Source organism: Bradyrhizobium sp. CCBAU 51745, from assembly GCF_028128715.1.
Classification (GTDB): Bacteria; Pseudomonadota; Alphaproteobacteria; order Rhizobiales; family Xanthobacteraceae; genus Bradyrhizobium; species Bradyrhizobium manausense.
The window spans coordinates 274,936-299,756 of the sequence record NZ_LBJP01000007.1; the positions used below are offsets into that span (position 1 = coordinate 274,936).

Annotated in this window: 14 protein-coding genes; 9 read left to right on the forward strand and 5 right to left on the reverse strand. The window is 63.7% G+C overall.

Features of this window, described 5'->3' with window-relative positions:
• Positions 1-60 precede the first annotated feature (60 nt).
• Together XH98_RS08605 and XH98_RS08610 are read right to left on the reverse strand one after the other, a co-directional pair.
• Positions 61-2,292: a CHASE2 domain-containing protein gene (locus tag XH98_RS08605; RefSeq protein ID WP_271599126.1), complete on the reverse strand. Its 2,232-nt coding sequence runs from the start codon at positions 2,290-2,292 to the stop codon at positions 61-63.
• 117 nt (positions 2,293-2,409) lie between these two features.
• Positions 2,410-11,172, reverse strand: coding sequence for a VCBS domain-containing protein (locus XH98_RS08610; protein WP_442868559.1), 8,763 nt, complete (start codon positions 11,170-11,172; stop codon positions 2,410-2,412).
• A gap of 614 nt (positions 11,173-11,786) precedes the next feature.
• Here XH98_RS08610 and XH98_RS08615 point away from each other — a divergent pair.
• From XH98_RS08615 to XH98_RS08645, 7 genes are all read left to right on the forward strand, one after another.
• Entirely contained in the window at positions 11,787-12,533 is a 747-nt protein-coding gene (locus XH98_RS08615) for a transglutaminase-like cysteine peptidase (RefSeq protein ID WP_271618361.1), read from the forward strand.
• Positions 12,534-12,759: 226 nt separating this feature from the next.
• Positions 12,760-13,509: an ABC transporter ATP-binding protein gene (locus XH98_RS08620; protein ID WP_271599188.1), complete on the forward strand. Its 750-nt coding sequence runs from the start codon at positions 12,760-12,762 to the stop codon at positions 13,507-13,509.
• A complete protein-coding gene (locus XH98_RS08625) occupies positions 13,506-15,032 on the forward strand; it encodes a permease (protein ID WP_271618362.1) in 1,527 nt (508 codons plus the stop codon). The genes XH98_RS08620 and XH98_RS08625 overlap by 4 nt, the downstream gene beginning before the upstream one ends.
• Before the next feature lie 107 nt (positions 15,033-15,139).
• Positions 15,140-15,955 carry an MBL fold metallo-hydrolase gene (locus tag XH98_RS08630; RefSeq protein ID WP_271618363.1) on the forward strand — a complete coding sequence of 272 codons (816 nt, stop codon included), beginning with the start codon at positions 15,140-15,142 and terminating at the stop codon, positions 15,953-15,955.
• A gap of 69 nt (positions 15,956-16,024) precedes the next feature.
• A complete protein-coding gene (locus XH98_RS08635; protein ID WP_271618364.1) occupies positions 16,025-16,969 on the forward strand; it encodes an EamA family transporter in 945 nt (314 codons plus the stop codon).
• A gap of 74 nt (positions 16,970-17,043) precedes the next feature.
• The gene (locus tag XH98_RS08640; protein WP_271618365.1) at positions 17,044-17,565 is read left to right on the forward strand and encodes a hypothetical protein; all 522 of its coding nucleotides are present in this window, start codon (positions 17,044-17,046) and stop codon (positions 17,563-17,565) included.
• A gap of 111 nt (positions 17,566-17,676) precedes the next feature.
• The gene (locus XH98_RS08645) at positions 17,677-18,729 is read left to right on the forward strand and encodes an amidohydrolase family protein (RefSeq protein ID WP_271599119.1); all 1,053 of its coding nucleotides are present in this window, start codon (positions 17,677-17,679) and stop codon (positions 18,727-18,729) included.
• An 80-nt stretch (positions 18,730-18,809) separates the two neighbouring features.
• Here XH98_RS08645 and XH98_RS08650 read toward each other — a convergent pair whose 3' ends face one another.
• Positions 18,810-19,265, reverse strand: coding sequence for a cupin domain-containing protein (locus tag XH98_RS08650; RefSeq protein ID WP_271618366.1), 456 nt, complete (start codon positions 19,263-19,265; stop codon positions 18,810-18,812).
• Positions 19,266-19,497: 232 nt separating this feature from the next.
• On the opposite strand from XH98_RS08650, the gene XH98_RS08655 reads away from it, so the two are divergent.
• On the forward strand, positions 19,498-20,052 hold the full coding sequence (locus XH98_RS08655; RefSeq protein ID WP_271618367.1) for a hypothetical protein: 555 nt from the start codon (positions 19,498-19,500) through the stop codon (positions 20,050-20,052).
• Between the two features lie 162 nt (positions 20,053-20,214).
• Here the strand turns inward: XH98_RS08655 and XH98_RS08660 are convergent, their stop codons facing one another.
• Positions 20,215-21,471, reverse strand: a complete 1,257-nt coding sequence (locus XH98_RS08660) for an aminopeptidase (RefSeq protein ID WP_271618368.1) — start codon at positions 21,469-21,471, stop codon at positions 20,215-20,217.
• Positions 21,472-21,583: 112 nt separating this feature from the next.
• Positions 21,584-22,945, reverse strand: a complete 1,362-nt coding sequence (pcaB, locus tag XH98_RS08665) for a 3-carboxy-cis,cis-muconate cycloisomerase (protein WP_271618369.1) — start codon at positions 22,943-22,945, stop codon at positions 21,584-21,586.
• Positions 22,946-23,254: 309 nt separating this feature from the next.
• Between pcaB and XH98_RS08670 the strand changes: the two genes are divergently transcribed.
• Entirely contained in the window at positions 23,255-24,814 is a 1,560-nt protein-coding gene (locus tag XH98_RS08670) for a winged helix-turn-helix domain-containing tetratricopeptide repeat protein (protein WP_271618370.1), read from the forward strand.
• Positions 24,815-24,821 lie beyond the last annotated feature (7 nt).

Here is a 24,821-nt window from a genome sequence, read left to right on the forward strand (position 1 = left end):
GGTCGTGGGCACGGCGCTTACGCGCCTTTGCCCACCCTACGGGAGCGTTAGCGTAGCCGCCTACTTCGTCAGCAGCGCATATGCGCCGGTCCAGCCCTCCGGTGGCGGATTGGCTTCGAACTCGCTGATGCGCGCTTCGTAGAGCTTGAACAGCTTTTCCAGCGTGTCGGCGTCCTCGCTGCGGCGGCCGCGCTCGATGGCGTCGAGCGCGCCCTGCCAGTCGCGATTGCGGTAGCAGCCGAGCATCTCGATGGTGATGTTGCGCAGGCGCTGGAACGCGGCCGATTGCATCACGTCCTCGCGGCCCGCGATGGCATAGATCACCTCCGGCTCGGTCTTGCCCTTGACCATGATGAAGTCGAGCTCGAGGATCGCGAACCGGTCCTTGGCGGCGAGCGCCGTCCGCGAGCCGACGATGATCGGGAAGCCGTATTCCTTGGTCTGGCCTTCCAGGCGCGAGGCGAGGTTCACGCTGTCGCCGAGCACCGAATAGTTCTTCTTCAGATCGGAGCCCATGTTGCCGACCACGCCGATGCCGGTGTTGAGGCCGATGCCGACATTGAGCGGGATGTAGACGTGGCCGCCGTCGGCCGCTTCCTGCTCGCGCTCCCTGTTGACCACGTCGATCTTCTCGAGCATCTGGATCGCGGCCTCGCAGGCATGGACCTGGTGCTCGGCATCGTCGAGCGGCGCGTTCCAGAACGCCATGATGGCGTCGCCCATATATTTGTCGACGTAACCCTTCTGCTCGATGATCACGTCCGTCAGCGGCGTCAGGAAGCGGTTCATCAGCGCGATCAGGCCTTGCGGATCGTGCTTGTAGCTCTCCGAGATGGTGGTGAAGCCGCGCACATCGGAGAACATGATCGTCATCTCGCGCTCCTCGCCGCCGAGCACGACTTTCTCCGGCGATTGCGCCAGCTGCTCGACCAGCACCGGCGACATGTATTGGGCGAAGATGCCGCGAATCTGCACGCGCTGGCGCTGCTCGCGCACGAAGCTCGCGAAGATGAAGGTGAGGTAGATCGCGGTGGTCGACAGCAGCGGATAGGTGAAGTCGATCAGGTAGCGGTATTTCCAGTAGAAGAACCAGGACGTACCGAACAGGACCGCGGCAAACATCGCGCCGGCCAGCACCAGCCGAACGGGGCCGAGATTCGGGGTGAAGATGATGACGAGGATGCCGATGATCAGTGCGGTTATCAACTCGACGCCGAGCGCGTAGTTCGGCTGCGAGATGACCGCGCCGGTCAGTACGCTTTCGAGTACCTGGGCGTGGATCTCGACGCCCGGCATGTTCGCCGACACCGGCGTGGTTTTGAGATCGTTCAGCCCGACGGCGGACGTGCCGATCAACACCAGCTTGCCGTTGATCTTGCTCGGCGGCACCGAATTATCGAGAACGTCGGCCGCCGAGACATAAATCGATGGATCCTGACGCGCATAGTGCACCCACAACTGACCGTTCTTGTCGGTCGGGATCTCGACGCCCTTGAGGCGAATGGCGCGGATGCCAGTCTTGTCGGTGCGAACCAGCAGCGTCGGCGTTCCCGTGACGACGCGCAAGATCTCGAGGTTGAGCGAGGGCATAGTGTTGCCCTGGGCCCGCATGATCATCGGCACGCGGCGGATCAGACCGTCGCGCTCGGTCGGAATACTGAACAGGCCGCGACCTGCCGCGACTTTCTCGATCACAGGCACGTTGCGGAGCAGCCCGGGGAATTCGAACATGAAGCGCTCGGCGTTCGCTTCGCCAACCGTGGCAACGCCAGTAAAGGGCAGCGTCTTGTCGATGTCGGACGTGATCTCCTGCTGCCCGGTCTCGCCCAGCACCACGCGCGAGCGCTTGATGGCATCAGAAAGGACCTGATCGTTGCTCGGCAGCTCGCGCAGCCTGGCACGGGTGGCATCATCAAGATAACGCATCTGGTTGGCGACGAGATCCGGATTGAGCCGGTCGGGTTCGGAAAACACCACGTCGAAACCGATCGCCACCGCGCCGAGATTGGTGAGGTTGGTGATCATGTCCGCGATCCGCGTGCGCGACCACGGCCATTGACCGAACTTGGCGAGGCTCTTGTCGTCGATATCAACGATGGTGACCGGCCGCACCGTCTTGTGGCGAGGGTCGACATGCTGGAATATGTCGAAGACGCGCAGCCGCAGCTCCTGTACCGGCGGCGGATCCCAGACGCGCAGAGCTGCGAACACGACCAGCAGCGAAAGGCACAGCAGCCGCGCCAAGCCGAACTTTCGCGCAAACCACCGGCGCAGGATCTTGAGACGTTTCATGTTGGTCGAAGTTCCTGCCGCGCGCCGCCTCCGTTGGACCGATCATGCAGCGAAGGCCTGCAAATTGCCATGCCCCATCGGCGGACGATACGGTCTTTTTGGCCGCGACCAGCCTCGTTACACGGAGCCACCGACGGAGTGATTGGTGACGATGAAGTCGCTGGCATGCAGGTTGTTGACAACGACATTCTTCAACAGGATCGTCTCGTGATCGTCCAGCCGGACCAGCGTATCGGCATTCTGCTGGGTGAGGGTGATATCGCCGAACGAGTTGATGATGTCGAACTGGCGTACGTCGATCTTGTCGAGCGTGGTGTCGAATTCGTAGACCGTGTGCTGGACCGTATCCGAAAAGGATTTTGGCGCGAACACAAACTGGTCCTGCCCGCCTTTGCCGTCCAACGTGTCGCTTTGCCCGCTCGCGAACAACACGTCCTTGCCGCTGGTGCCGACCAGCGAGACCGGTCCCGAGCCGCCCTCATTGAAGATGAAGTTGACGGAGTCGCTGGCGCCGAAATTGTCGGTGACCTTGAACGTGACCATGTCCGTCGCCGGCTTGTCCTCTCCCGGAGCGTAGGTGACACCGCTCGCCAAGAGGGAATTGATGTCGTTTAGATTGCCGGCCCCCGTTGCCGGAGAAACGCTTGATCCCTCTGCTTGAGTCGTGGCGCTGAGCGCAAATGCTTCTGACGGTGCCGCGGGATCTTCGTCGGTGATTGCCAAACCAAGCACGGACGTCGTGCCGTCCGGATTTTCCGACACAGTGAAATGGGTCGTATCGATTTCGGGACCAGCGAGCGGATCGATCGTGACGGCGTGAGTCTGAGGCAAGGTCGTCGCGGAGGTATGGCTGCTGTCGACGACGCTCGTTGCGGTCACCGTGATGTTAAAGCTGCCGGCATAGCCGACCGGCGTCGTCAGCGTGAGGTTGCCACCGAGATCGGTGGCCTCGATGTGCCAAGTGTTGTTGCTGGCGTCGTAGGTTCCGTAGTTGAATTCCGAACCGACGGGCGCACCTGCGATCGTCACGTAGGTGTCGTCGGGGTGCGCGCCGGTCGGGATGGTGACCGTGATCGGAACGTTGATTGGGGTGTGCTCAGGCCCTTCCGATTTGGCAATATTGGACAACTCGCCGGAACTAAGCCCCAGGAAGTCCTCGATCGAAGCCGTGTACGTGGGATATGAGCTCAAAAACGCTTCAAAGTTTCCGTCAGTCGGGACAATTTGGGAGCCGTTGACATCGCTGTGCGCCGTCGAGACGATGGCGACCTGACCGGTGACGCGGGTGTCGCCGAAGCCATTCTCGAAGCTCTGCAGGACCTCGCCGTTCACCCGGATATTGTCGACGACCAGGAAGGACGTAACTGCATAGTCCTTCTCGTTCATCACACCTGCGCCAAAGGCGTAGGTGCCGTCGGTCTGAATCTTATAGGTAAATGTGTGCCAGCCGGTCGAGCCATAGCTTCCGGTCGCCTCGATGTCCGATAACAGGAACGCGGCGCCATTTACGCTTGCGAAGGCAAAGTCGTTGTACGGCAGATAGTCATCAGTGGTGAAATTCCAATCAACACTGACGATGTCACCGGCATGCAGCGACAGCGGGGTCAGAAGCGCCGAGCCATCCGTGGGATAGATGCTCGTATTCGGCCCAAGCGACAGGACCGGAGCGACGGCCATTTCAACCTCCGCCGGCGCCGTCACTTCCGTGCCTATCGAGGCAGCCTGGTCCGACACCGGCGTCGTGCCGCCGTGGCCGGCGCCGGAGATGTCGATCGAGACCGGGGAGCTGGCACTGACCGCGCCAGTATAGGTGTTGTCGATCGCGTGGACATCGAGCGTGCCGGGCGTGCCGCTGAAACTTTCATTCGGAACGAAGCGGATCAGCGTATCAGTGCTGAGCACCAGCGCATTGGTATTGCTGACGCCGGAAATATCGACCCACTGGTCGGTGCCGGCGATCTCGTATTGCCAGCTGCCCTGGTCCGACGTGGCGTTGTCGGCGCTGACCGCGATCGCCTTGAAGCTCGCGCCGGTATCGACGTCGTGGAACTTGCCCGCGAAGAGGTCGCTGACGGCGCTGCCGGTCGGATTGGTGTTGTCGGCAGCGACGGAATCCAGCGTCGTGCCGTCGAGCGTCGGGGCATCGTTGGCGCCGTTAACGTTCACCGTCAGCGTCGCGGTGCCGTGCGCGCCATGCGCGTCCGTGGTTTGGACCGTGAACGTGTCGACATAGGCGCCTGCCTGCAACGCGTTGATTGCCGCAGAGTCGGGCACGTAGTCGTAGTTGCCGCTGGAATCGACCGTCAGCGAACCGTACTGTCCCGCCACTGTCGTCGTCGCGTTGTGCTCGGCATCGAGCAAGGCGTAGCTCAGCGTCGCCGTCTCGCCGGTGTCGGCATCGGTGCCGGCCAGCTTGCCGGTGAGATCGGCGAAGCTGTCGGTGACGCCCGTATCGGCGAGCGTGCCGATGTCGAGATCGGCGAGGGCCGGCGCATCGTTCGCGCCCGATATCGTGACGGTGACCTCGGCCGTGTCGGACTTGTGGCCGTCGTCGAGCGTGATGGTGGAGACCACCGTCGCGGTCTGGCCCTGCCCGAGGAAATCCAGCGCGCTGTCGGCGATCGAGTAGCTCCAGCCGACGGTGCCGTTGTTCTTGTTGCCGGTCTGCTGCAGCGTCAGCGCGTGTTCGAGCGCGGAGATCTCGTCCGGCGTCAGGGTCAGAGCCGTGGTGTGATCGGCGGCAAGCCAGGTCACGTCTTGATGGGTGATCTTCGCCGTCGGCCGCTCGGTCAGATCGATGTCGGTGAAATCGATGGTGCCGGTGCCGCCCGACGCCGGATCCATCGTGGCGTCGCCGGTTTTGTTGTCAAGCTCGGCGAAGCTGACGCTCGGCGACGTCTCGGCGGCATTGAACGCCGGCACGTCGTCGGCGGCGTTGAGCGTGATCAGCGTGCCGCCATGGCCGTCGCTGCTACCGGCAAAATGCGCGTTGCTGTAGTCCCCTCCGGTGAGCTTCACCGTGATGCTGTGGCCGTAGGCATCGCTGACGACGAGATCGCCGGTCGCGGAATCGTAGGTCGCGGAGGTACCGCCGTCGAACTCGATGGTCGACAGGTCGAGCTTGTCGGTCGACGCAAAGCCTGCAACCGACCCGCCGAAGCTGGACGTGTCGATCTGGAGCTCGGCGCCGCCGCCGTTGAAGGTGATCGTCTGCGACACCGCGGCGTCGACATCGAGCGTCGCATTGGCATCGATCGTGACCGAGCCGGAGCCGGACAGCGAACCGAACAGCGACAGGGTGCCGTCGGTATGGATCTCGATCGTGTTGGTGTTGGTGATGCTGCCGGTGATCGAGGTGGTCCCCCAGCTCTCGATCTTGCCGGAGTTGGTGATGCCGAAGCTCACCCCGTCTGCACTCGAGACCGAGGCGCCGTCATGGAGATCGATTTCGCCGGCATTGTCGATCTTGGACAGCGTACCGAACACGCTCGTACCTGAAACCGTCCAGGTGCCAGCCGCCTTGTTGTCGAACGTGGCGCTGGCGACCGAGATGTTGCCGTTGATGTGCCCGCTGTTGTTGATGGTGACGGGACCGCCGGTCTCGACGATCGCCGAGGTCGTCGACGTCACGGATCCGGCATCGTCGAGCCCGATCGTTCCGGAATTGTCGATCAGAACCGAGGCCGAACTGCCCGCATGCACCGAAATCGCCGCAAAGCCGTCCGCGCCGGTGACGTGGCCGTCCGCATCGTTGGTGATGTGAACCTGGCCCGTCGCGTTGAACGCCTGCGTTACGCCGATTCCGACGCCACTCGTGCCGGTGATGTGGCCGTCATTAGTTATGGTGATGTTGGCGGCGCCATTGCCGAAAGCCGTGAGGCCGGCTGCACCGGTGGCGGAGCCTCCATTGGTGACATTGATGTCGCCCCCGCCGAGATCGAACACGTTGATCGCGGTGCCTGCGGCCGTGATCGAGGAATCCTCGCCCGTCGTCACAGTGACCGTGCCAACGCCTTGCGTGAAAGCCGCAATGCCCGAGCCCGCATCAGTGATGATCGTGGCATCGCTCTGGACCGTGACGTCACCATGGACCGCACCGTCGAAATTGCTGCCACCGCCGGTGTATCCGGCCATGATGCCGGCCGGTGCATGGTTGCTCTTGGTGTTGATCACGCCGGAGTGGATCGTTCCGTGGGCGCTGACGAAGATCGTGCTGTGCACGTCGCTGCCGATCGCGGTCGCCTCGTTGACGGCGTCAATACCGACACTGCCCGACTTGAGGACGTCGCCATGTGACATCACGACGCTGATGTCACCGGCGTTGAGGCTGTAGGCATCGATGCCGTAGCCTGACGTTGCCTCGACATGAGCATTGGCACCGATGTTGACGATCACGTCGCCCGTGCCGCCGCTGACCGCCGATGCCTTGATGCCCGCCACCGCGCCGGTCACGGTGGTGCCGGCGCCATCATTCACCGTGACATCACCATTGCCGTAGTTGTAGGCGTGGATGCCATAGCCGCCAGAAGTGATATCGGCATAGTTGTTGACGACGACGCTGCCGTTTACATCCGTGTTGGCCACCGAACCGGTGGTCGCACCGGTGTAGCCGGCCTGGATGCCGGCTGGCGTATTGCCGCTCTGGTTCAGGCTGCTGCCGGAGTTGATCGTGCCATGCGCATTGACGGTGATCGTGCTGTCCTCGGACGCATCGAGCGAGATCGCCCGATTGACGGCGACGATTCCGGAGCTGTCCGAGGTCAAGACGCTACCCGACTCGGTCGTGACCTTGATGTCACCGACGCCGTAACTGCGCGCCCGGATGGCATAAATCGAGCTACCCGTCACGTTGCCGCCGGCATCGATGGTGACGTCGCCGTCGCCGTGGGTCGTTGCATCGATGCCGTAGGCACCGCCGGCCGCGCCGCCAAGCTGGGTGATCGAGATGTCGCCGGCGTTGGCGGCATTCAGATTCTCGACCAGAATGCCTTCCGAATCCGCCCCGGTGCCCGTCGCCTTGCCGGTGAGATTGTCGATCGTGATGTTGCCCGAACCCGTCGCGCTGTCGGTCAGCGCGATGCCGTTGCCGGCGAGCCCGGTGATGTCACCTGTCGCGGTCAGCGAGATGTTGCCGGCACCATTCTGGGTGACGACGACGCCATTCGCCGCGCCCTTCAGCGTGCCGGTGGGCGTGAGCACGACGTTGCCTGGTGCGCCGGCCATGCCGCCGGATGCAGTGAAATCCAGCGCATCACCGCTCGAGGTCGTGATGTCGGCCGCGCCGGTGACCGTGAACGTGCCGCCGGTCGAGGACTGGCCGGTGATGGTGCCGGTAAAGCTCTGGCCGACGACCTTGTCGAGCTGAAGCGTATCGGCGCCGCCGGCGAAGGTCACGGTCTGCGCCGTCGCGCCGGCGAGCTCCAGCGTTGCGCCATCGTCGATGACCAGCGAGCCGGCGCCCGCGAGGCCGCCGGAGAGGTTCAGTGTCCCCGCCTGCACCTCGATCGTGCCGGTGTTGGTGATGCCGGCCGAAATCGTGTTGAAGCCGGAGACGCCGTAGAGATGGCCGGAATTGTTGAGGCTGCCGCCGTTGATCGAAGCCACCGTCAGATAGAGCTTCGAGGTGCCGTCAACGGTGACCGCGCCACTATTGTTGGTCACGTTGAGGCTCGACAGCTTCAGAATGCCGCTATTGATCGCCTTGATATCAGCAGTGTTGACAATGGCCTCGCCGATGACGTCGAGCTCGCCGCCGTTGGCCTGGAGCAGCTTGCTGTTGGTGAGCGTATGGATGACGACGGGGTCGATCGTCAGCGTGCCGCTGGTGACTGATATCGTGCCGGTGTTGGTGATGTCGGCATTGCTGATGGCGCTCGCACCGGTCGATTCCAGCGTACCGGCAAGCGTCAGCGTGCCGCCGTCGATCGTCGCGGTAGAAAGATCGAGCGTCGAGCCCGCCTCGATCGATACGACGCCGCCGCTGATCGTGGCGTCGTTCAGGAACATCTCCGCATGGGCGTCGACGCTGACGTTGCCGGCGTTGTTGACGATCGAGCCTTTGTCGATCGTCAGCACAGCACCCGCAAAGACTTCGATCGTGCCGAGGGACAAATTGCCGACGGTCTCGTTCGCAAACTCGACCGCACCCTTGACGTGGACCGCGCCGGAATTGTTCAGCGTGCCGTTCTCGATCAGGTTGGTGCCGTCGAGCTCCAGCGTGCCGAGAATGGCGAGGGTGCCGCCGTCGATCGTCACGGCGTCGGCGACCAGCGTCGCGACGGAATCGACCTGCACGGTACCGCCGGCATTGGCGATGCCGGTGTCCAGCGTGAGCGTGCCGCCCGACAATTCGATTGTGCCGGAATTGGTGATGGTGGTCAGCGTGTCGATCTTGCCGCCTGCCGCGAGCGTGAGCTGGCCCGCGTTGGTAATCTTGGCGGTACTGGCGACGACGTCGCCGTTCGTCCTGGTGATCGTCTCGACATCGATCGCGCCGCCGACAAGAACGGTGCCGTCAGCCGCATTGGTGAACTTCGCATCGGCATTGAGCGTGAGCTTGCCCCCGAGCGTCAACGTGCTGTGATTGATGACCTCCGGCGCCGTGTGGTGCACCGTTGTGTCGTAATCATCCATCGTCAGCGACTTGCCGTACGCGGCAGCGTCGATCGTGACGGGATAGGACGGCGTCAGCCCATGCAGCTGATCGGTGATGATGATGACGTCATCCTTGCTGGTCGGAACCGTGCCGGTTTCCCAGTTCGCAGCGTCCTTCCAGAAACCACCCGAGGGCTGGTTCGTCCCGATCCAAACCACCGCCGGGGCGTCGGTGCCCGTGAGCGTGACGGTGATGGTCTGTTGCGAGGTCGCATTGTGCTCGTCGGCGACCGTGACGGTGTAGACCAGCGTCAGCACTTCGCCCTTCGGAATGAAGTCGGCGAGATAGACGGGCAGATCGGCCAGCGACCAGTTGATGGTCCCGGTGCCGGTGCCGGTTGAATCCAAGCCGGTCCCGATCGCAACCGACATGGCCTTCTGGAACGCGGCGAGCGGGCCGGGAGGCACGGTGGTGCCGTCCGGCAGGCTCGCGCTGGTCAGCGCCACGGACACGGTGTGGGTGTCCGTGAGGTCGACATCCTTGAAGGTGAGGGTGCCAGCGGTCGGAACGTTGGTGGTGAGCGGCCCGCCCGGCACGCTGGTGCCGCCGGAGAAGGTGATGGTCGGCACGCTGGTCGTGATCACCGGCCTGTCGTTGGTGCCGGTGATCGTGATGGTGATCGGGATGTCCTTGGTTTCAGGGTTGACCGCGAAATTGTTATTGACGTGGACAACGTAAGTCAGCGTCAGCGTTTCGCCGTCGGCGAGGAAGTCGAACGCGTGGTCGGGGATCGTGTAGGTTGCAACCGCGGTTCCGTTGTTGTTGTTGCCGCCATCGGCGACAACATCGATCTTGACCTGCGTCGCCGCAATATCCTGCTTCTGGAGAGCAGTGAGCGAGGGAGTGACGTCGTGATGGCCGGAATCCGTATAGGTGTATTTTGATGCATCGAGGTCCACCGACACCGTCGGCCGGTCGCCCAGGTTTTGGTCGACGAAGTTGACCCTGAAGATGATGATATCGGGAGGTACGGCATCGCCGGTGGCGTCGCCGTGGTCGCCGGTCGCCTTCGCGTGCTCGGTCAGGGCGAACGCAGTCACCACATTGCCGTTGGCATCGAGGACGCTTGCGAACGGCGCGCCTGGAATTCGATCGACACCCCCCTTGTCGGACCCACCCGGCGCAGGACTGCCGGCACCGCCGGCGACGGTGTTGGTGAAGATCGCCTGTGCGGTGGTGCCGTCCGGGTTCTTGATCAGGACGATGTCGCCGGTCTGGGTGATGCTGTCGGTGGAGTTGTTGGTGAGCTTGGTGTTGGTGTTGTTGTCGGTGAACTTCAGCGTGAACACGTCGTTGATCAGCTTCTGCACGTCCGGCGACAGCAGTGCATTGGTGACCGAGACGTTGCCGCCGCTGATCTGGATCATCTGGCCGGCCTGGTTGACCGTCGCGATCGGCAGCAGCGTCTGCTTGTCGAACAGGATGTAGGAGCCGGTGGTGCCGTTCGGCTCGACCAGCACCTGGAAGTTCGCCTGCGGCTGCGGGTCGCCGCCACCTGAGGGCACGACGAACGCGATCTCGGTCAGCACCGCCGTGCCGCGAATGCCCATGGTGGCGACCGGCGTGTCGACCTTCATGTCGCCGTGCTTGGCGGTCTCGCCGGCGACGAAGGTGATGGTGCCCGCGACCAGGCTGAGCAGCGAGGAATTGTTCGACCCGTTGGGGTCGTAGACCATCTCGTTCAGCACCATCCGCGCGTTGGCGGACAGGCCGAACACGGTGCCGTCGATGAAGGTGATGCCGAGCGTCGAGTCCGAGCCGGTCGAGACCACGTCGCCCTTCTCGACGTTATCGCCATTGTTGAGGATGACCGAGACGCCGTTGCGGACCACGGTCGCACTGCCGGTCAGCTTGGTGACGTGACCGATGACCTGCGCCGCGGCGGCGCCGGGCGCAGCCTGCGCGACCTGAACGTAGCCGGTGAGCGCGCTGACGATGTCGCCGGTAAGATGGGCGCCGTCGGGCGAGGCGATCGCCGCGCGCTTGTCGCCCCTGAAATAGTCGTGAACGACGAAGTCGTGACCGTCGTGCGAGAGCACGAGATCACTGCCGGTGCGTTTGAACTCGCCATGGAAGATCAGATTGGGGTCGGCAATGACCACCGCGCCGTCAGGCACGTGGCCATGCGCCGTGGCGGTAAAGGATTCAACATGGCTATCGGCGGACGAACGGGAACCCTGGCCATCCAAGGTGAGCCCGGCGCCAAATTTGCCAGCGTAATTCAACCGGGCACCATGAAAAGGGTTAAAATCTAAGTAAGTATCGACCGCTTAAGCTTGCATAGCATTACCAAGTCCTTAGCGAAACCATCTATTGCTTGTGTGGTTTCGTGTCACTTGGCGGCGGAGGCCTATGCCTACGGCGACATCCAAAGATAAAATGAAGTAAGACTTACAGAGATTTCGAGTAAATCGTCGCACGCCCAAGTCCATCTTCCACTAGATTACGTATTCGATGGTATTAACCATACATCGGATACTTATGTCATCTTTTCTTCGCGGCACCCCGGGCCATACTGTGGCAAATACGGAGCTAAATCTGTGACCTAACTAACAGAACCCGTAAAATAGCTGGTCATTAGCCATGGAAGCAGAGAATCGCTTCCCGCAACTTCCGACTGCACTCCTGTTGATTTCGCGGCGGCGTCTCTCGTTGCCCGGGCCTGTAAGATTTTACGGAGTCCGGGAAGGAGCGGTTGAGCGTGCTCCCCGCCAGTCGGCCCCCTGCCGCGCGCGTTAAGCAGAACAAAACGCCCCGTCTCGCACCATCTTCGCGAAAGCAACAAAGCCCGGCGCGTCCAGGTCAAGAGGGACCCGTCGAAGCCGGACAGGGATGTCAGATGAAGACCGCTGCTCGCTCGCGCGCCTGGCGCGCTATCCTTATGCTGTGCGGATTGATCCTGCTCGGATCGGCCGCCGATCTTCGCGCAGCCAATTTGCTGTCGCCGGGCGCGGGCGCGCTCATACGCAAATCAGCCGAGCCGTTCGGCGTGTTCGCCTTCGCCATTTCGAGCGGAGGCATGCGGCAGAAATGGCTTGGACTGAAGGAGAAGCTCGACGACGACATGGTGCAGCTGGTGCTGTGCGACGGCGATCGCGACAATTGCGCTTCGCCCGCGGCGCTGAAGCTGCTCGCCATCGTCGACGAAGCCCGCACCCGCGACGGCCGCGCGCGGCTCGGCGAGACCAACCGCGCCATCAACCTCGCCATCCACGCCGAGAGTGACGGCGCCGAAGATATCTGGAGCTCGCCGCTGGAGACCTTCCAGCGCGGCGCCGGCGATTGCGAGGATTACGCCATCGCCAAGCTGGCCGCGTTGCGGCTTGCCGGCGTCGCCGCCGAGGACCTCCGCCTCGTCGTGGTGCGCGATATCAGGAGCGGCGAAGGCCATGCCATTGCCTCCGCAAGGCTCGACGGCCACTGGCTGATGCTGGACAACCGCCGCATGGCGATGGTCGAGGATGACGACGCGCGCAACTATCAGCCGCTGTTCGTGCTCTATCAGTCCGCCGTGCTGAGATATGTCGGCGAGCCCGTGCGGCTCGCGGGCGTCGACAGCCAGCACGTCTCGACCGAGGCACATTGATCCAGCTCGCAGTCCGGTAACTACATCCAAGGCCTGCCCGCTCAAGGTGACCGAGGAAGGTGCAGCGATCCTGCGGGATCCGGTAGGCCCTCTTTACGGATCGCTGCCGCGCTCCCATTTGCAGATGACCTCGCAAGTGACCGCATTTGCGGCAGCGCGATTCAGGAGGCCGAAACATGTTCGGGTCATGGTCGCGACCGATGCAAAACCTGTTGGTGTGGCCGTCATGAAGCCGGACAGCTCGGCGCTCGAAGTCCGAGGGTTAACGAAGCGTTTTGACCGCTTGGCGGTCGACAACCTCGATCTCACCATTCATGCCGGCGAATTCTATGCGCTGGTCGGCCCTAACGGTGCCGGCAAGACCACCACGTTGCGCATGGTCGCGGGCCTGCTCAGGCCCGATGAGGGCGGCGTTTCGATCTTCGGCATTGATGCGCTCGCGAATCCCGTCGCGGCCAAGCAGGTGATGGCATGGGTCTCGGACGAGCCGATGATCTATGACAAGCTCACACCGCTTGAGTACCTCGAATTCGTCGCCGGCCTCTGGGGCATTGCGCCTTCAGCGTCGAAACCGGTCGCCGAGGAGCTGGTGAGCTCGCTCGGGCTTGAGCCGCACCGGCACGAGCGCTGCGAAGGTTTCTCCAAGGGCATGCGCCAGAAGGTGGCGCTTGCCGGCGCACTGGTGCACGATCCCCGCCTCATCATTCTCGACGAGCCGCTGACGGGCCTCGACGCCGTCTCGGCCCGCAATGTGAAGGGGCTGCTCGGGATGCGCGTCCGGGCCGGCTGCACCGTGATCATGACGACGCATATTCTCGAGGTCGCCGAGCGCATGGCCGACCGCATCGGCGTGATTGCCGCGGGCCGTCTCGTCGCGGAGGGCACGCTGACCGAGCTGCGCCAGCAGAACGGCCATGCCGACACCAGTCTCGAAGATCTCTTCATCGCCCTGGTGACGCTGCAGGACGCGGCATGAGCTCGGCGACCGCGCTCTCCTGGTTTGCCCGTCACGAGCTCCGCCTCGCCTGGCGCGAATGGTTCGCCATGATGACCGGTGGCCGGCGCCGGCGCGCCCGCGCCGCCATGATCGGGCTGTTGTTCTTCGCCGCACTGCTGCATGTCCCGGCCTGGGCGGTGATCGGCCGCTTCGCCAATCTGCAATTGCCGCTCGACAAATCCTCGCTGATCGTGATCTCGGCGACGATCTTCCTCGCCTGGACCCTGATGGTCTCGCAGGCGATCGAATCGGTGACGCGGGTGTTTTACGCCCGCGCCGATCTCGATCTCATCATGTCCTCGCCGGCAACGCTCGCCAATCTGTTCTCGGTGCGCATCGCCGCAATCGCACTCACCGTCACGATGATGGCGCTGCTGTTCTCGACGCCGTTCATCGACGTGCTGTTGATCGGTGGCGGTGTGCGCTGGCTTGCCGCCTTCGGCGTGGTCATCGCGATGGGCCTCTCGGCCGCGGCGATCGCGATCGCCGTCACGATTCTCCTGTTCCGCCTGATCGGTCCGGCGCGAACGCGCTTCGTCGCCCAGATCCTGGCTGCGATCATCGGTGCGGGCTTCGTGATCGCGCTCCAGGTCGCGGCGATCGTCTCCTACGGCACGCTGTCGCGCTTCACCATCCTGACCTCAGGCGCCCTCGCCGCCCACGCGCCCGACATCGACAGTATCTGGTGGTGGCCGGCGCGAGCCACCATGGGCGATGTCAAGGCGCTGCTGCTGCTTCTCGCGCTGGGGCTGATGTTGCTCGGATGCGTGATGGCGATCTTCTCGGGCCGCTTCGCCGACACCGCAATCGACGCTGCCGCTTACGGCACGTCCGGCCGCAAGCGCGCGAAGGAACGTCCGTTCCGCGGCGGCTCGCGGCAACAGGCGCTGCGGCGCAAGGAGTTCGTGCTGCTCTGTCGCGATCCCTGGCTGATCTCGCAGACCCTGATGCAGCTGCTCTATCTGGTGCCGCCGGCGCTGTTGCTCTGGCGTAGCTTTGGCGACAGCTCCGCGGCGCTGACGCTGATCACGCCCGTGATCGTGATGGCCGCGGGTCAGCTCGCCGGCGGGCTCGCCTGGCTGACGATCTCGGGCGAGGACGCGCCGGACCTGGTCGCGACCGCGCCGCTGACGCCCTCAAGCGTCATCCGCGCCAAGATCGAAGTGGTGCTGATCGCGATCGCAATCATCTTCTGCCCGCTGGTGGCCGCGCTGGTTTTTGCTTCACCATTCCAGGCGGCCATCACGGCCACCATGATCATCATCGGCGCGGCCTCCGCCACCGCGATCCAGCTCTGGTTCCGGGTCCAGGCCCGGCGCAGCCAGTTCCGTCGCCGCCAGACCTCGTCGCGGCTTGCGACCTTTGCCGAAGCCTTCTCCTCGATCGGCTGGGCCGCCACCGCCGCGCTGCTGCTGACGCTGCCGACCGCCGGCATCGTCAGCGGCCTGATCACCGCGGGCCTGGTGGCGATGACCTGGAAGTTCAGTCCGAGGCGCGATTAAAGGCAGGGGCTGACGGTGCGACACTGACGCGCTGTTGATTGCGTCCTGTTGGCGACCCGCTGCGTTGCACGCTAGACTTTCCCCCGAGGTCATCGGGGATGCATTTCATGCGGCGACTTATTTCGGCGGCGATTGCGCTGTTGAGCGCGTGTCTCTCACCGGCCCTGGCCCAGCAGCCGCCTCAGCGCAGCGAATGCCTGGCGATGGCGAATGCTGCGCCCCGCGCCTTACCCGTCGCTTTCAGGCAGGCCGCCGCCGCGCCTGAGGTCGAGATCACCTATGCCGGTCACTCCACCTATTTCATCGACACGCCGGGCGGCGTGCGCATCGCGACCGATTACAGCGGCGCATATCAAGTGGGCCGGCTGCCCGATGTCGTCACCATGAACCGGGCGCACAGCACCCACTATTCGCTCAATCCGGACAAGCGCATTCCCCACGTGCTGCATGGCTGGGGCGAGGACGGCAAGCCGGCGGTCATTTCGGAGCGCATCGGCGATAGCTTCATCCGCAACGTCACGACCGACATCCGCCGCTATTTCGGCGACGATTCCGGCATCGACATGATCCGCGACGGCAATTCGATCTTCATCTTCGAGGTCGCGGGCCTGTGCATCGGGCACCTCGGCCATCTCCACCACAAGCTCGACGACAGCCATTTTGCCCAGATCGGCCGGCTCGACATCGTAATGGTGCCGATCGACGGCACCTACACCATGTCGCTCGATGGTGTTTCGGAGATCACCAAGCGGCTGCGTGCCTCGGTGGTGTTGCCGATGCACCGCTTCGCCACCCCGCTCGACGAGTTCATGCAACGCATCGGCCGGCAATTCGAGATCGACCGCCGCCCCGAGCGCTCCTTGCGGATCTCACGGGATACGCTGCCGACGACGCCGACGGTGATCATCCTCGACGGGGTCTGAGGCCGACACCGGAACGCATGACCCCGCTCCGACTTGGTTGCGTCGAGATCATCCTCGATCGGAGCAATCATGAGCAGAAGGTTCCTGGTCATCGGCGCGTTTGGCGCCATCTATTTGCTTTGGGGTTCCACCTATTTCGCCATCACGTTGGGATTGAAATCGATCCCGCCGTTCTTGCTGATGGCGCTTCGCTCGTTCTGCGGCGGCATCGTGTTGCTGGCCATGAGCGGCAGGCAGGTCGCGACTGTGCCGTTGCGGACGTGGATCAATGCGAGTCTGTGCGGGCTGCTCTTTTTCGTGGGCTGCCATGGCGTGCTCGCCTTCGCGCAGCAGTCGGTTCCTTCCGGCGTGGCGGCGATCGTGCTCGCCACAATCCCGTTCTGGATCCTGTTGATCGACGTCCTGTTTCCCGACGATCAGCGACCAAGGCCCCTTGCTCTGCTCGCACTAGTACCGGGCTTCTTCGGCGTTGGACTCGTCGCATGGCAGCACGTCGAGCAGGCCGGCATCAGCATGCTTCCCATCGTCTGGCTGCTGCTTGCGGCGCTGTCGTGGTCAACAGGGACGGTTCTGTCCCGACGCATGTCGAGCCAGGCGTCCGCCATTCTGCTGTCGGGGATGCAGCTTTCGGTCGGAGGCATGGTGTTGTTCGCAATCAGCTGGCTGTCGGGCGAGATCGGCGGCTTCAGACCGGGCGACGTCTCGCCGACGTCGCTTGCGGCCGCGCTTTGGCTGATCATCTCGGGCAGCGTGATCGGATTCGTTGCCTACAACTGGCTATTGGAGAATGTCTCGACCTCGCTGGTATCGACCTACACGTTCGTCAATCCTGTCATCGCCGTGCTGCTCGGCACTCTCGTGCTCGGCGAGCCGTTCTCTCGCATGATGCTGCTTGGCGCGGGGCTCGTCATTATCTCGGTGATCGTCATCTGGTGCGCGGAACGCCCAGAGAGTCATCGGACGAGCGACAAGGCTGGCCGGGGCGTCGGAGATCTGTCCTTGCACAAGACCTGAGCCATCGACGGCAATTTTCTCCAAGTCGGTTCTCGGCCGGTCGTGCTGATCTCCCTGGCCAACAGGAGATCGACATGACCGGCCTTGCCAGATTATTGCACGCGGATGGTCCCAACCCCGAACACGCGGCGGCGCTTCAGCTCTATGGCCGCTTCGTCGGCGATTGGGACGCCGAGATCACGGCCCACGGCGCTGATGGAACGGAGCACACCGCGCCCGGCGAGATCCGTTTCGGCTGGGTGCTGGAAGGACGGGCCGTGCAGGATGTCTGGATCATTCCCCGTCCCGCTGATGGCCCCGCCTTTCCGGTCGCCGGCAATTGGTACGGCACGACGCTGCGGATCTACGATCCCACCATTTCCGCGTGGCGGATTTCCTGGTTCGATCCCGGGCGCTGTGTGTTCCGACAGCAGATCGGCCGCCCGCGCGGCGAAGACATCGTGCAGGAGGGCACGACCGAAGCCGGTGACCTGACGCGCTGGAGTTTTACCGAGATCACCACGGACTCCTTCCACTGGCTCGGCGAGGTCAAGCCCGCGGCGGAGGCCGATTGGCGGCTGGTGGTCGATGTGAGGGCGAGGCGGCGCAAGGGCTGAGCGGAACATTGCTGCGCTCGCCACGGAGGGCGCGGTTGCACAAGCCGCGCTGCCGCGCAGTCAAATGAGGTGGTAGGCTCCCGTCACAAAAACATGAGGGAGCGAATGTCGATGGCTGCAAGCGGTCTGCCCGCCAACACCAGCGGGCTCTTCGTCGAACCGCGCGAGGACTGGCTCGCGCAGCATCAGGAAGAGATCATCGATCCCGCCAGGCCGATCGTCGATCCGCATCATCATCTCTGGAATCGCGGCCATCGCTACCTGATCGAGGAGATGGCCGCCGACATCTCTTCCGGCCACAACATCATCGCCACCGTCTATGTCGATTGCCGCTCGATGTACCGCGCGTACGGGCCCGAGGCGTTCCGACCCGTCGGCGAGGTCGAGTTCGCCAACGGCGTCGCGGCGATGAGCGCGAGCGGCGGTTACGGCAGGGCGGCGATCTGCGCCGGCATCGTCAGCCATGTGAACCTGCTGCTCGGCGATGCGGCAAGGCCCGTGCTGGAGGCGGAGATCGCCGCCGGCAATGGCCGCTTCCGCGGTATCAGGCATTCGTCCGCCTGGGACCAGGACCCGGTCGTCGCCGGCATGTATGCGAACCGGCCGAAGGGATTGTTGCAGGATCCGGCCTTCCGCAGGGGCTTTGCCTGCCTTGCGCCGCTTGGCCTCAGCTTCGATGCCTGGCTGTTTCATCCGCAGATCGGCGAGCTCACCGAGCTGGCGCGCGCCTTCCCCGACACCAGGATCGTGCTCGACCATTGCGGCGGCCCGGCCGGCGTCGGCCGCTTTGCCGGACGGCGTGAAGAGGTGTTTCCAGAGTGGCGCGCTTCGATCCGGGAGATCGCCCGTTGCGAGAACGTGGTGGTGAAGCTTGGCGGGCTCGCGATGTGCCTGCTCGGCTACGACTTCCATCTGCGCGAGAGGCCGCCGTCATCGGAAGAGCTTGCCGCGGCGTGGAAGCCTTATGTCGAGACCTGCATTGAGGCGTTCGGGCCGACGCGCGCGATGTTCGAAAGCAATTTCCCGCCCGATAAAGGCCAGTGCAGCTACCAAGTGATCTTTAACGCTTTCAAGCGCATTGCGGCACCGATGAGCGAGGCGGAAAAGACGGCGCTGTTCTCGCGGACCGCGACCGACTTTTACCGGCTCGAACTGCCGTCATGACGCGAAAGAGGGGCCGGGATGTTGGTCCCGTCCCCTCTTCCGTCGTGGTCGCTGGGAAGCGTCCTTGAATTTGATGAAGACTAGCCGGCACCCATGAGCGTCGCCGGACGGCGTTCGCCGGGCGAGAGGAACATGCGCTTCAACTTGTTGACGACGCGGATCATGAAGCCGATGACGGCCGGGTTGGTCTTGCGGCAGAAGGCGATCTTCTTGACGTGGCCCTCGACATGCCATTTGGCATGCGCGCCGTCGCGGAAGAAGATGACGTCGCCGACGCCATAGCGCTTCGGCGGCAAGCCATCGCTTTCGAGCACGATCGATCCTTCCAGGATCATGATCGTCTCGTCGAAATCATAGTACCAATTGAAGCGGCCTTCGGTGCAGGACCAGATGATGGTCGAGGAGGTGCCATCCGAGCTGGTCGAGAGGATGTGCGAGCGCGACACCGGGTTGCCTTCGATGATCCAGGCCGGCTCGATCGGCCGCAGCTCGAGATCGACATTGCAACTACCAATTTCAATCGATGCCTGCGACATCCGTTTCCCAAGGTACAATATGATTAACCGGGTTTAATCCCGGATTGTTTCGAAAGATGATGGGAACGCTAGTCCCCGGTTTTTAATTCTTCCTTACGCGCGCACCGACAATCCACCGCAAGTTGCAGAGGCGAACCTGTTAACGTCCGGATTCCCCTGCAAATTCGCGCACATGAACCGGTCTTTTGCGGGGTGCGACAAAATGCGCGGAAAGAGCGAATAGGAGCCCATGATGCCCCTGACCCCGGAGGTTCTGACAGCCCAAGGCGAGGTCGCCGCCTGGCTCGAGAGCCTTGATGTCTCGTTCGCAGCAGACGAAGAGCTCTGGTTCAGCATCGACGGCATCGAAAGCCCCCGGCAGATCGGCAGTGACGCCTCAGGCGGCGCCTTCGTGCTGCTGCCGTCGCAACATGTGCTCTACGTCTCATCGGACGGTCGCGCGGGTATCATCGCCGAGAGCTTCGAGGCGTTCATCCAGCTCGTCGTTGCCCGCCCCTATTGGCTCGACATCCTCAAATTCTCCGCCGGCGGCGATCTCCAGCAGATGCGGCGCGCGGCGGATGCGCTCGAGGCGACACTCGAGGACGAGGACGACGTCAACGAGGCGAGAGAGGAAATCCGGGGGCGCCTCGGTCTGCCGGAGGCGAATGATCCGGTCGGCGCGCTCTACGAGGCGGTCGCGGCGTCCGACGCCATCGTGCGCGCCACCGACGGCAGCCCGTTCACGACATTGTTCAACCGCTTCACCATCGACAACAACCCGATGCTGCGCAACGCGGCAGCGTGAGACGCTTGATGCTTGTGTTTGGGCGTGAACCTTCCACGACCGTCATGGCCGGGCTTGTCCCGGCCATCCACGCCTAGCGGTACGAAGAACGCGGATGCCCGGGCGTAGGCAAGCGGAAGCGACGCCGTCCTTCGGACGGCTATGCCCGGGCATGACGAGCCGCTACTTCGCCCACTCGCCCTTGCGGAATACCGGCACCTTGCTGCCGTCGGCCAGGATGCCGTCGATGTCGGTCTCGGCCGAGCCGATCATCCAGTCGATATGGATCAGGCTCTGATTGCCGCCTTGCGCGGCGATCTGCTGCGGCGTCAGCTGGGCACCGTTGATGAAGCACTTCGAATAGCACTGGCCGAGCGCGATGTGGGATGCCGCGTTCTCGTCGAACAGCGTGTTGTAGAACAACAGGCCGCTCTGCGAGATCGGCGAGGAATGCGGCACCAGCGCCACTTCGCCGAGCCGGCGCGCGCCCTCATCGGTGTCGAGCACCTTGTTCAGCACCTCCGCGCCGCGTGAAGCCTTGGCATCGACGATCTTGCCATCCTCGAAGCGCACCGCGATGTTGTCGATCAACGTGCCCTGGTAGGACAGCGGCTTCGAGCTCATGACATGGCCATAGACCCGCCGGCAATGCGGCGTGGTGAAGACCTCTTCGGTCGGAATGTTGGCATTGCAGCTGATGCCGTTCTTGGACAGCGAGGCGCCGCCTTCCCATTCGTGGCCATCGGCGAGACCGATGGTGAGGTCGGTGCCGGGACCGGAATATTGCAGCGCCCGAAAACGCTGGCCGTTGAGCCAGTTGGTGCGCTCGCGCAGCACCGCATTGTGGCTCGCCCAATTCGCCATGGCGTCCTCGCGATCGACGCGGGACGCCGCGAAGATCGCATCCGCGAGCTTGCCGATCGCAACCTCTTCGGGATCATTGGGGAAGACCTGCTTCGCCCAGGACGGGCTCGGATAGGCGATGATATTCCAGTTGGTGTCGAAATTGACGATCTTTTCTAGCGCCGGCTGATAGGCCATGGAATTGGCCTTGCTGGCGCGCGCGACCTTGGAAGGATCCTCCCCCGACAACAGCATCGGATTGTCGCCGACGATGGCGAGCCGCGCGGTGTTGTCTGAGAACGCCTTCGCCATGCCCTCGTAGAGCCAGTTGGCGGCGCGATCAAAGCTGTTGTCCTGGCCGTAGCGGTAGCGCGCCAGCGTCATCTCTTCGTCGGAGAGGATCGGCGTCACGATACCGGCACCGGCCTTGTAGGCGTGGACGGCGATGCGCCGCACCAGCGGCAGCGCGATCGCAGGCGCCGTCAGAAGAAGATCCTGTCCCGGCCGCAAGCCCAGTCCCACCTTCACCGCCACCTCGGCCAGCCGGTCGAGTTTCACGGGATCGATGGAAGTGGCGGAATTGCGTTGATCGGTCATGCCGGGCCCTCTGTCGGAATCTCTCATTCAATCTAAGTCTAGCATCACGAGACACAAGTGTGCGAGCGCCTTGCGAGGCCTTAAAGATACGCAGTTTCACGCATCTTGGTTTTCAACGCGTTGCCGATCGCAGCACCCGATCGACCATTTCAGGCGCAAGGCCGAGGTAATTTTTCGGTGAAGTGAGGGCCTCGATTGTGGCACGATCGATCCTGACGGAGACGCGGGGATCGGACGACAGCGCGTCCGCAAGGGTCAGACCGTTCTCATTGGCCAACCGGCAGGCATCGTAGACCACGTCATGCGCCTCCTGCCGTCCCATCTGCGGCGCCAACCCCATCATGGCCGCTTCGGCCACAATCAGACCGCGACTAAGGGCGAGGTTGTCGTTCATCCTGGCCTCGTCCACGATGAGGCCGGCGAGCGCGAACTTCGCCTGGTGCAGGGCGCCTGCGGTGAGCACGAAGCCTTCGGGGATCGCCATCCATTCGGCGTGCCAGGGACCTGTGGCGCGTTCGAAATCCTGTACCATGGCATCCAGCATCAGGCCCGCCTGCTGGCGCACGGCCTTGCTTGCTGCCAGCATCAGCTCCGACGAGATCGGGTTGCGCTTCTGCGGCATGGTCGAGGAGGCGCCGCGCCCCTTGACGAAGGGCTCGTAGACCTCGGCGAACTCGGTCGAGGCCATGATCATGATATCGAGCGCGATCTTGCCGAGCGAGCCGGTGACCAGCGCGAGGAAATTCACCGCTTCCGCAAAACCGTCGCGGGCGACGTGCCAGGTCGAGGCGGGAACACCGAGCTTGAGCTCGGCGCAGAGCGCCTCCTGCACCTCGAACCCCTTGGCGCCGAGCGAGGCCAGCGTGCCGGCCGCGCCGGCGAACTGGCCGACCAGCACGCGCGGCTTCAGTTGAACGAGACGTTCGGCATGGCGGTCGAACATCGCAAGCCAGATCGCGGTCTTGTAGCCGAAGGTCACCGGCAGCGCCTGCTGGAGATGGGTGCGGCCAGCCATCGGCGTGTCGCGATGGCGCTGCGAGAGGTCCGCGAGGATCCTTCGCAGCTCGGCGATGTCGCGCTCGATGATCTCCAATCCGGCGCGCAGCTGCAGCACCACGGCGGTGTCCATGATGTCCTGCGTGGTCGCGCCCCAATGCACGTAACGGCCGGCCTCGCCGCACTGCTTCACCATCTGATGCACCAGAGGCAGGATCGGATAGCCGACGATGTCGGTCTCCTGCCGCAACAGATCGAAGTCGAGCGCCGTGACGTCGGTCCGCGCCGCGATCTGGTCGGCGGCAGCTTGCGGGATCACGCCGCATCGCGCCTCCGCCTTGGCCAGCGCCACCTCGACCTCGGCGTAACGCGCGACGAGCGCGACGTCGGAAAATACCTCACGCATCGCAGGCGTGCCGAAGGCATCGCGGAACAGCATGGAATCGAGCACGGTGGTCGAGGCGGGAAAAGCGGGCATGGGCGTTTCTTTGCAGCTGTCGTTGTGAGTGGGAGGTAGCTTACGCGGCCGGCGCTGCCCGGCAATGGACATTCACGGTTTGACATGCACCAGAGCCGGGTCGGCGAAGCCGGGACGACCATCTCGAGATTGTGCGCCGCCGCCTCGATCACCTCTCGTTCAAGCTGTATTCCTCCGCGCAAATGGCATAGCAGCCATCCGGTGTCGCGGTGAACCTGATCGACCTCCCGGCCGACTCACAGGCTTCAAGTCGAAATCCATTTTGATTCATCATTGCCCTGAAGTCGCCGTGAGGTCCGAGTTTTCGACGTGCAGTTTCTGTTCCGGGACCATCTTCTCGACACCGACTTGCGCGAACTGAGCCGCGAGCAGGTCCCCGTTGCCGTGGAACCGCAGGTTTTCGATCTCGTGGTCCACCTCATGGAGAACCGCGACCGGGTCGTCAGCAAGGACGAGCTGATCGACAAGATCTGGCACGGCCGCAGCGTCTCCGAATCGACCTTGACGAGCCGGATCAATGCCGCGCGCAAGGCGATCGGCGACACCGGGGCGAACCAGGCGCTGATCCGCACCATTGCGCGAAAGGGCTTTCGCTTCGTCGGCAGCGTCGAGACCAAGTCCAGAGGCGCGACGGTGGAATCGCGCGGCAGCGTCACGCCGTCGCACGCGGCTCCTGCGCTGCCCGATCGCCCCGCGATCGCCGTGCTGCCCTTCACCAATATGAGCGACGACCGCGAGCAGGACTATTTCTCCGACGGCATCAGCGAAGACATCATCACCGCGCTGTCGAAACTACGCTGGTTCTTCGTCGTCGCCCGCAACTCGTCCTTCGTCTACAAGGGCCGGTCCGTGCATCTCGACGAGATCGCGCGCGAGCTCGGCGTGCGTTACGTGGTCGAGGGCAGCGTGCGGCGAAGCGGTGGCCGCGTCCGCATCTCCGCCCAGCTCAACGATGTGTCGACCGGCGGTCATCTCTGGGCCGAGCGCTACGACCGCGAGCTTGCCGACATCTTTGCCGTGCAGGACGAGATCACTGACGCCATCGTCGCCGCGATCGAGCCGCAGCTTTACGCCGCGGAAAATTTTCGCGCGCAGCAGAAGCCGCCGGGCAGCCTCGATGCCTGGGACTTCGTGATGCGCGCGCTGTCGCATTACTGGCGCGTCACGCGCGAGGACAATGCATCGGCGCAGAGGCTGCTCGAGCAGGCGATCGCGATCGACCCGGCCTATGGCAAGGCGCTGGGCCTGCTCGCGACCAGCCACATTTTTGGTGCGCATATGGGTTGGGCCGATATGGCCGCGACCGTGCCGGTCGCCGAACGCGCGGCGCTTGCCGCGGTAGAGGCCGATCGCGAGGACGCCTTTGCCCATCTCGGCCTCGCCTATACTTATCTGTTCCGCCGCCGCTTCGACGACGCGCTGGCCGAGTTCGAGCTTGCCTTGCGGCTCAATCCGAACTGCGCGATGGCGCACGCCTTCTACGGCGTGACGCTGTGCTACGCGGGACGATGGCAGGACGGCGATGCGGCCGCGCGCCGCGCGCTGCGGCTGAGCCCGCGCGATCCGCTCGCGGCGACCTATTGCGGTGTCGCCGCCTATGCCCAGTTCATCGGCCGCAACTACGAGGGCGCCATGCAGATGGCGCGGGAATCAATGCGACAGCGGCCCGATTTCGTCGGCGCGCACCGCGTGCTGACGGCCGCCGCCGGCATGTCAGGCGATCCCCTCCTGGCCGCCGCTGCGCTGGAAGGATTGCACCGCGCCCAGCCCGGCATCTCGCTCGCCTGGATCACGCGGGAGCTGCCGATGCTGCGCGAAGAGGACCGCGCGCATTATCTGGAAGGTTTTCGGCGCGCGGGGATGAGGTAGCGAAGGT

What these genes read in the sequence shown, in the direction of transcription:
- XH98_RS08605 (WP_271599126.1), bottom strand. Translation starts at nt 2,292, where the DNA reads ATGAAACGTCTCAAGATCCTGCGCCGGTGGTTTGCGCGAAAGTTCGGC.
- XH98_RS08615 (WP_271618361.1), top strand. Translation starts at nt 11,787, where the DNA reads ATGAAGACCGCTGCTCGCTCGCGCGCCTGGCGCGCTATCCTTATGCTG.
- XH98_RS08620 (WP_271599188.1), top strand. Translation starts at nt 12,760, where the DNA reads ATGAAGCCGGACAGCTCGGCGCTCGAAGTCCGAGGGTTAACGAAGCGT.
- XH98_RS08625 (WP_271618362.1), top strand. Translation starts at nt 13,506, where the DNA reads ATGAGCTCGGCGACCGCGCTCTCCTGGTTTGCCCGTCACGAGCTCCGC.
- XH98_RS08630 (WP_271618363.1), top strand. Translation starts at nt 15,140, where the DNA reads ATGCGGCGACTTATTTCGGCGGCGATTGCGCTGTTGAGCGCGTGTCTC.
- XH98_RS08635 (WP_271618364.1), top strand. Translation starts at nt 16,025, where the DNA reads ATGAGCAGAAGGTTCCTGGTCATCGGCGCGTTTGGCGCCATCTATTTG.
- XH98_RS08640 (WP_271618365.1), top strand. Translation starts at nt 17,044, where the DNA reads ATGACCGGCCTTGCCAGATTATTGCACGCGGATGGTCCCAACCCCGAA.
- XH98_RS08645 (WP_271599119.1), top strand. Translation starts at nt 17,677, where the DNA reads ATGGCTGCAAGCGGTCTGCCCGCCAACACCAGCGGGCTCTTCGTCGAA.
- XH98_RS08650 (WP_271618366.1), bottom strand. Translation starts at nt 19,265, where the DNA reads ATGTCGCAGGCATCGATTGAAATTGGTAGTTGCAATGTCGATCTCGAG.
- XH98_RS08655 (WP_271618367.1), top strand. Translation starts at nt 19,498, where the DNA reads ATGCCCCTGACCCCGGAGGTTCTGACAGCCCAAGGCGAGGTCGCCGCC.
- XH98_RS08660 (WP_271618368.1), bottom strand. Translation starts at nt 21,471, where the DNA reads ATGACCGATCAACGCAATTCCGCCACTTCCATCGATCCCGTGAAACTC.
- pcaB (WP_271618369.1), bottom strand. Translation starts at nt 22,945, where the DNA reads ATGCCCGCTTTTCCCGCCTCGACCACCGTGCTCGATTCCATGCTGTTC.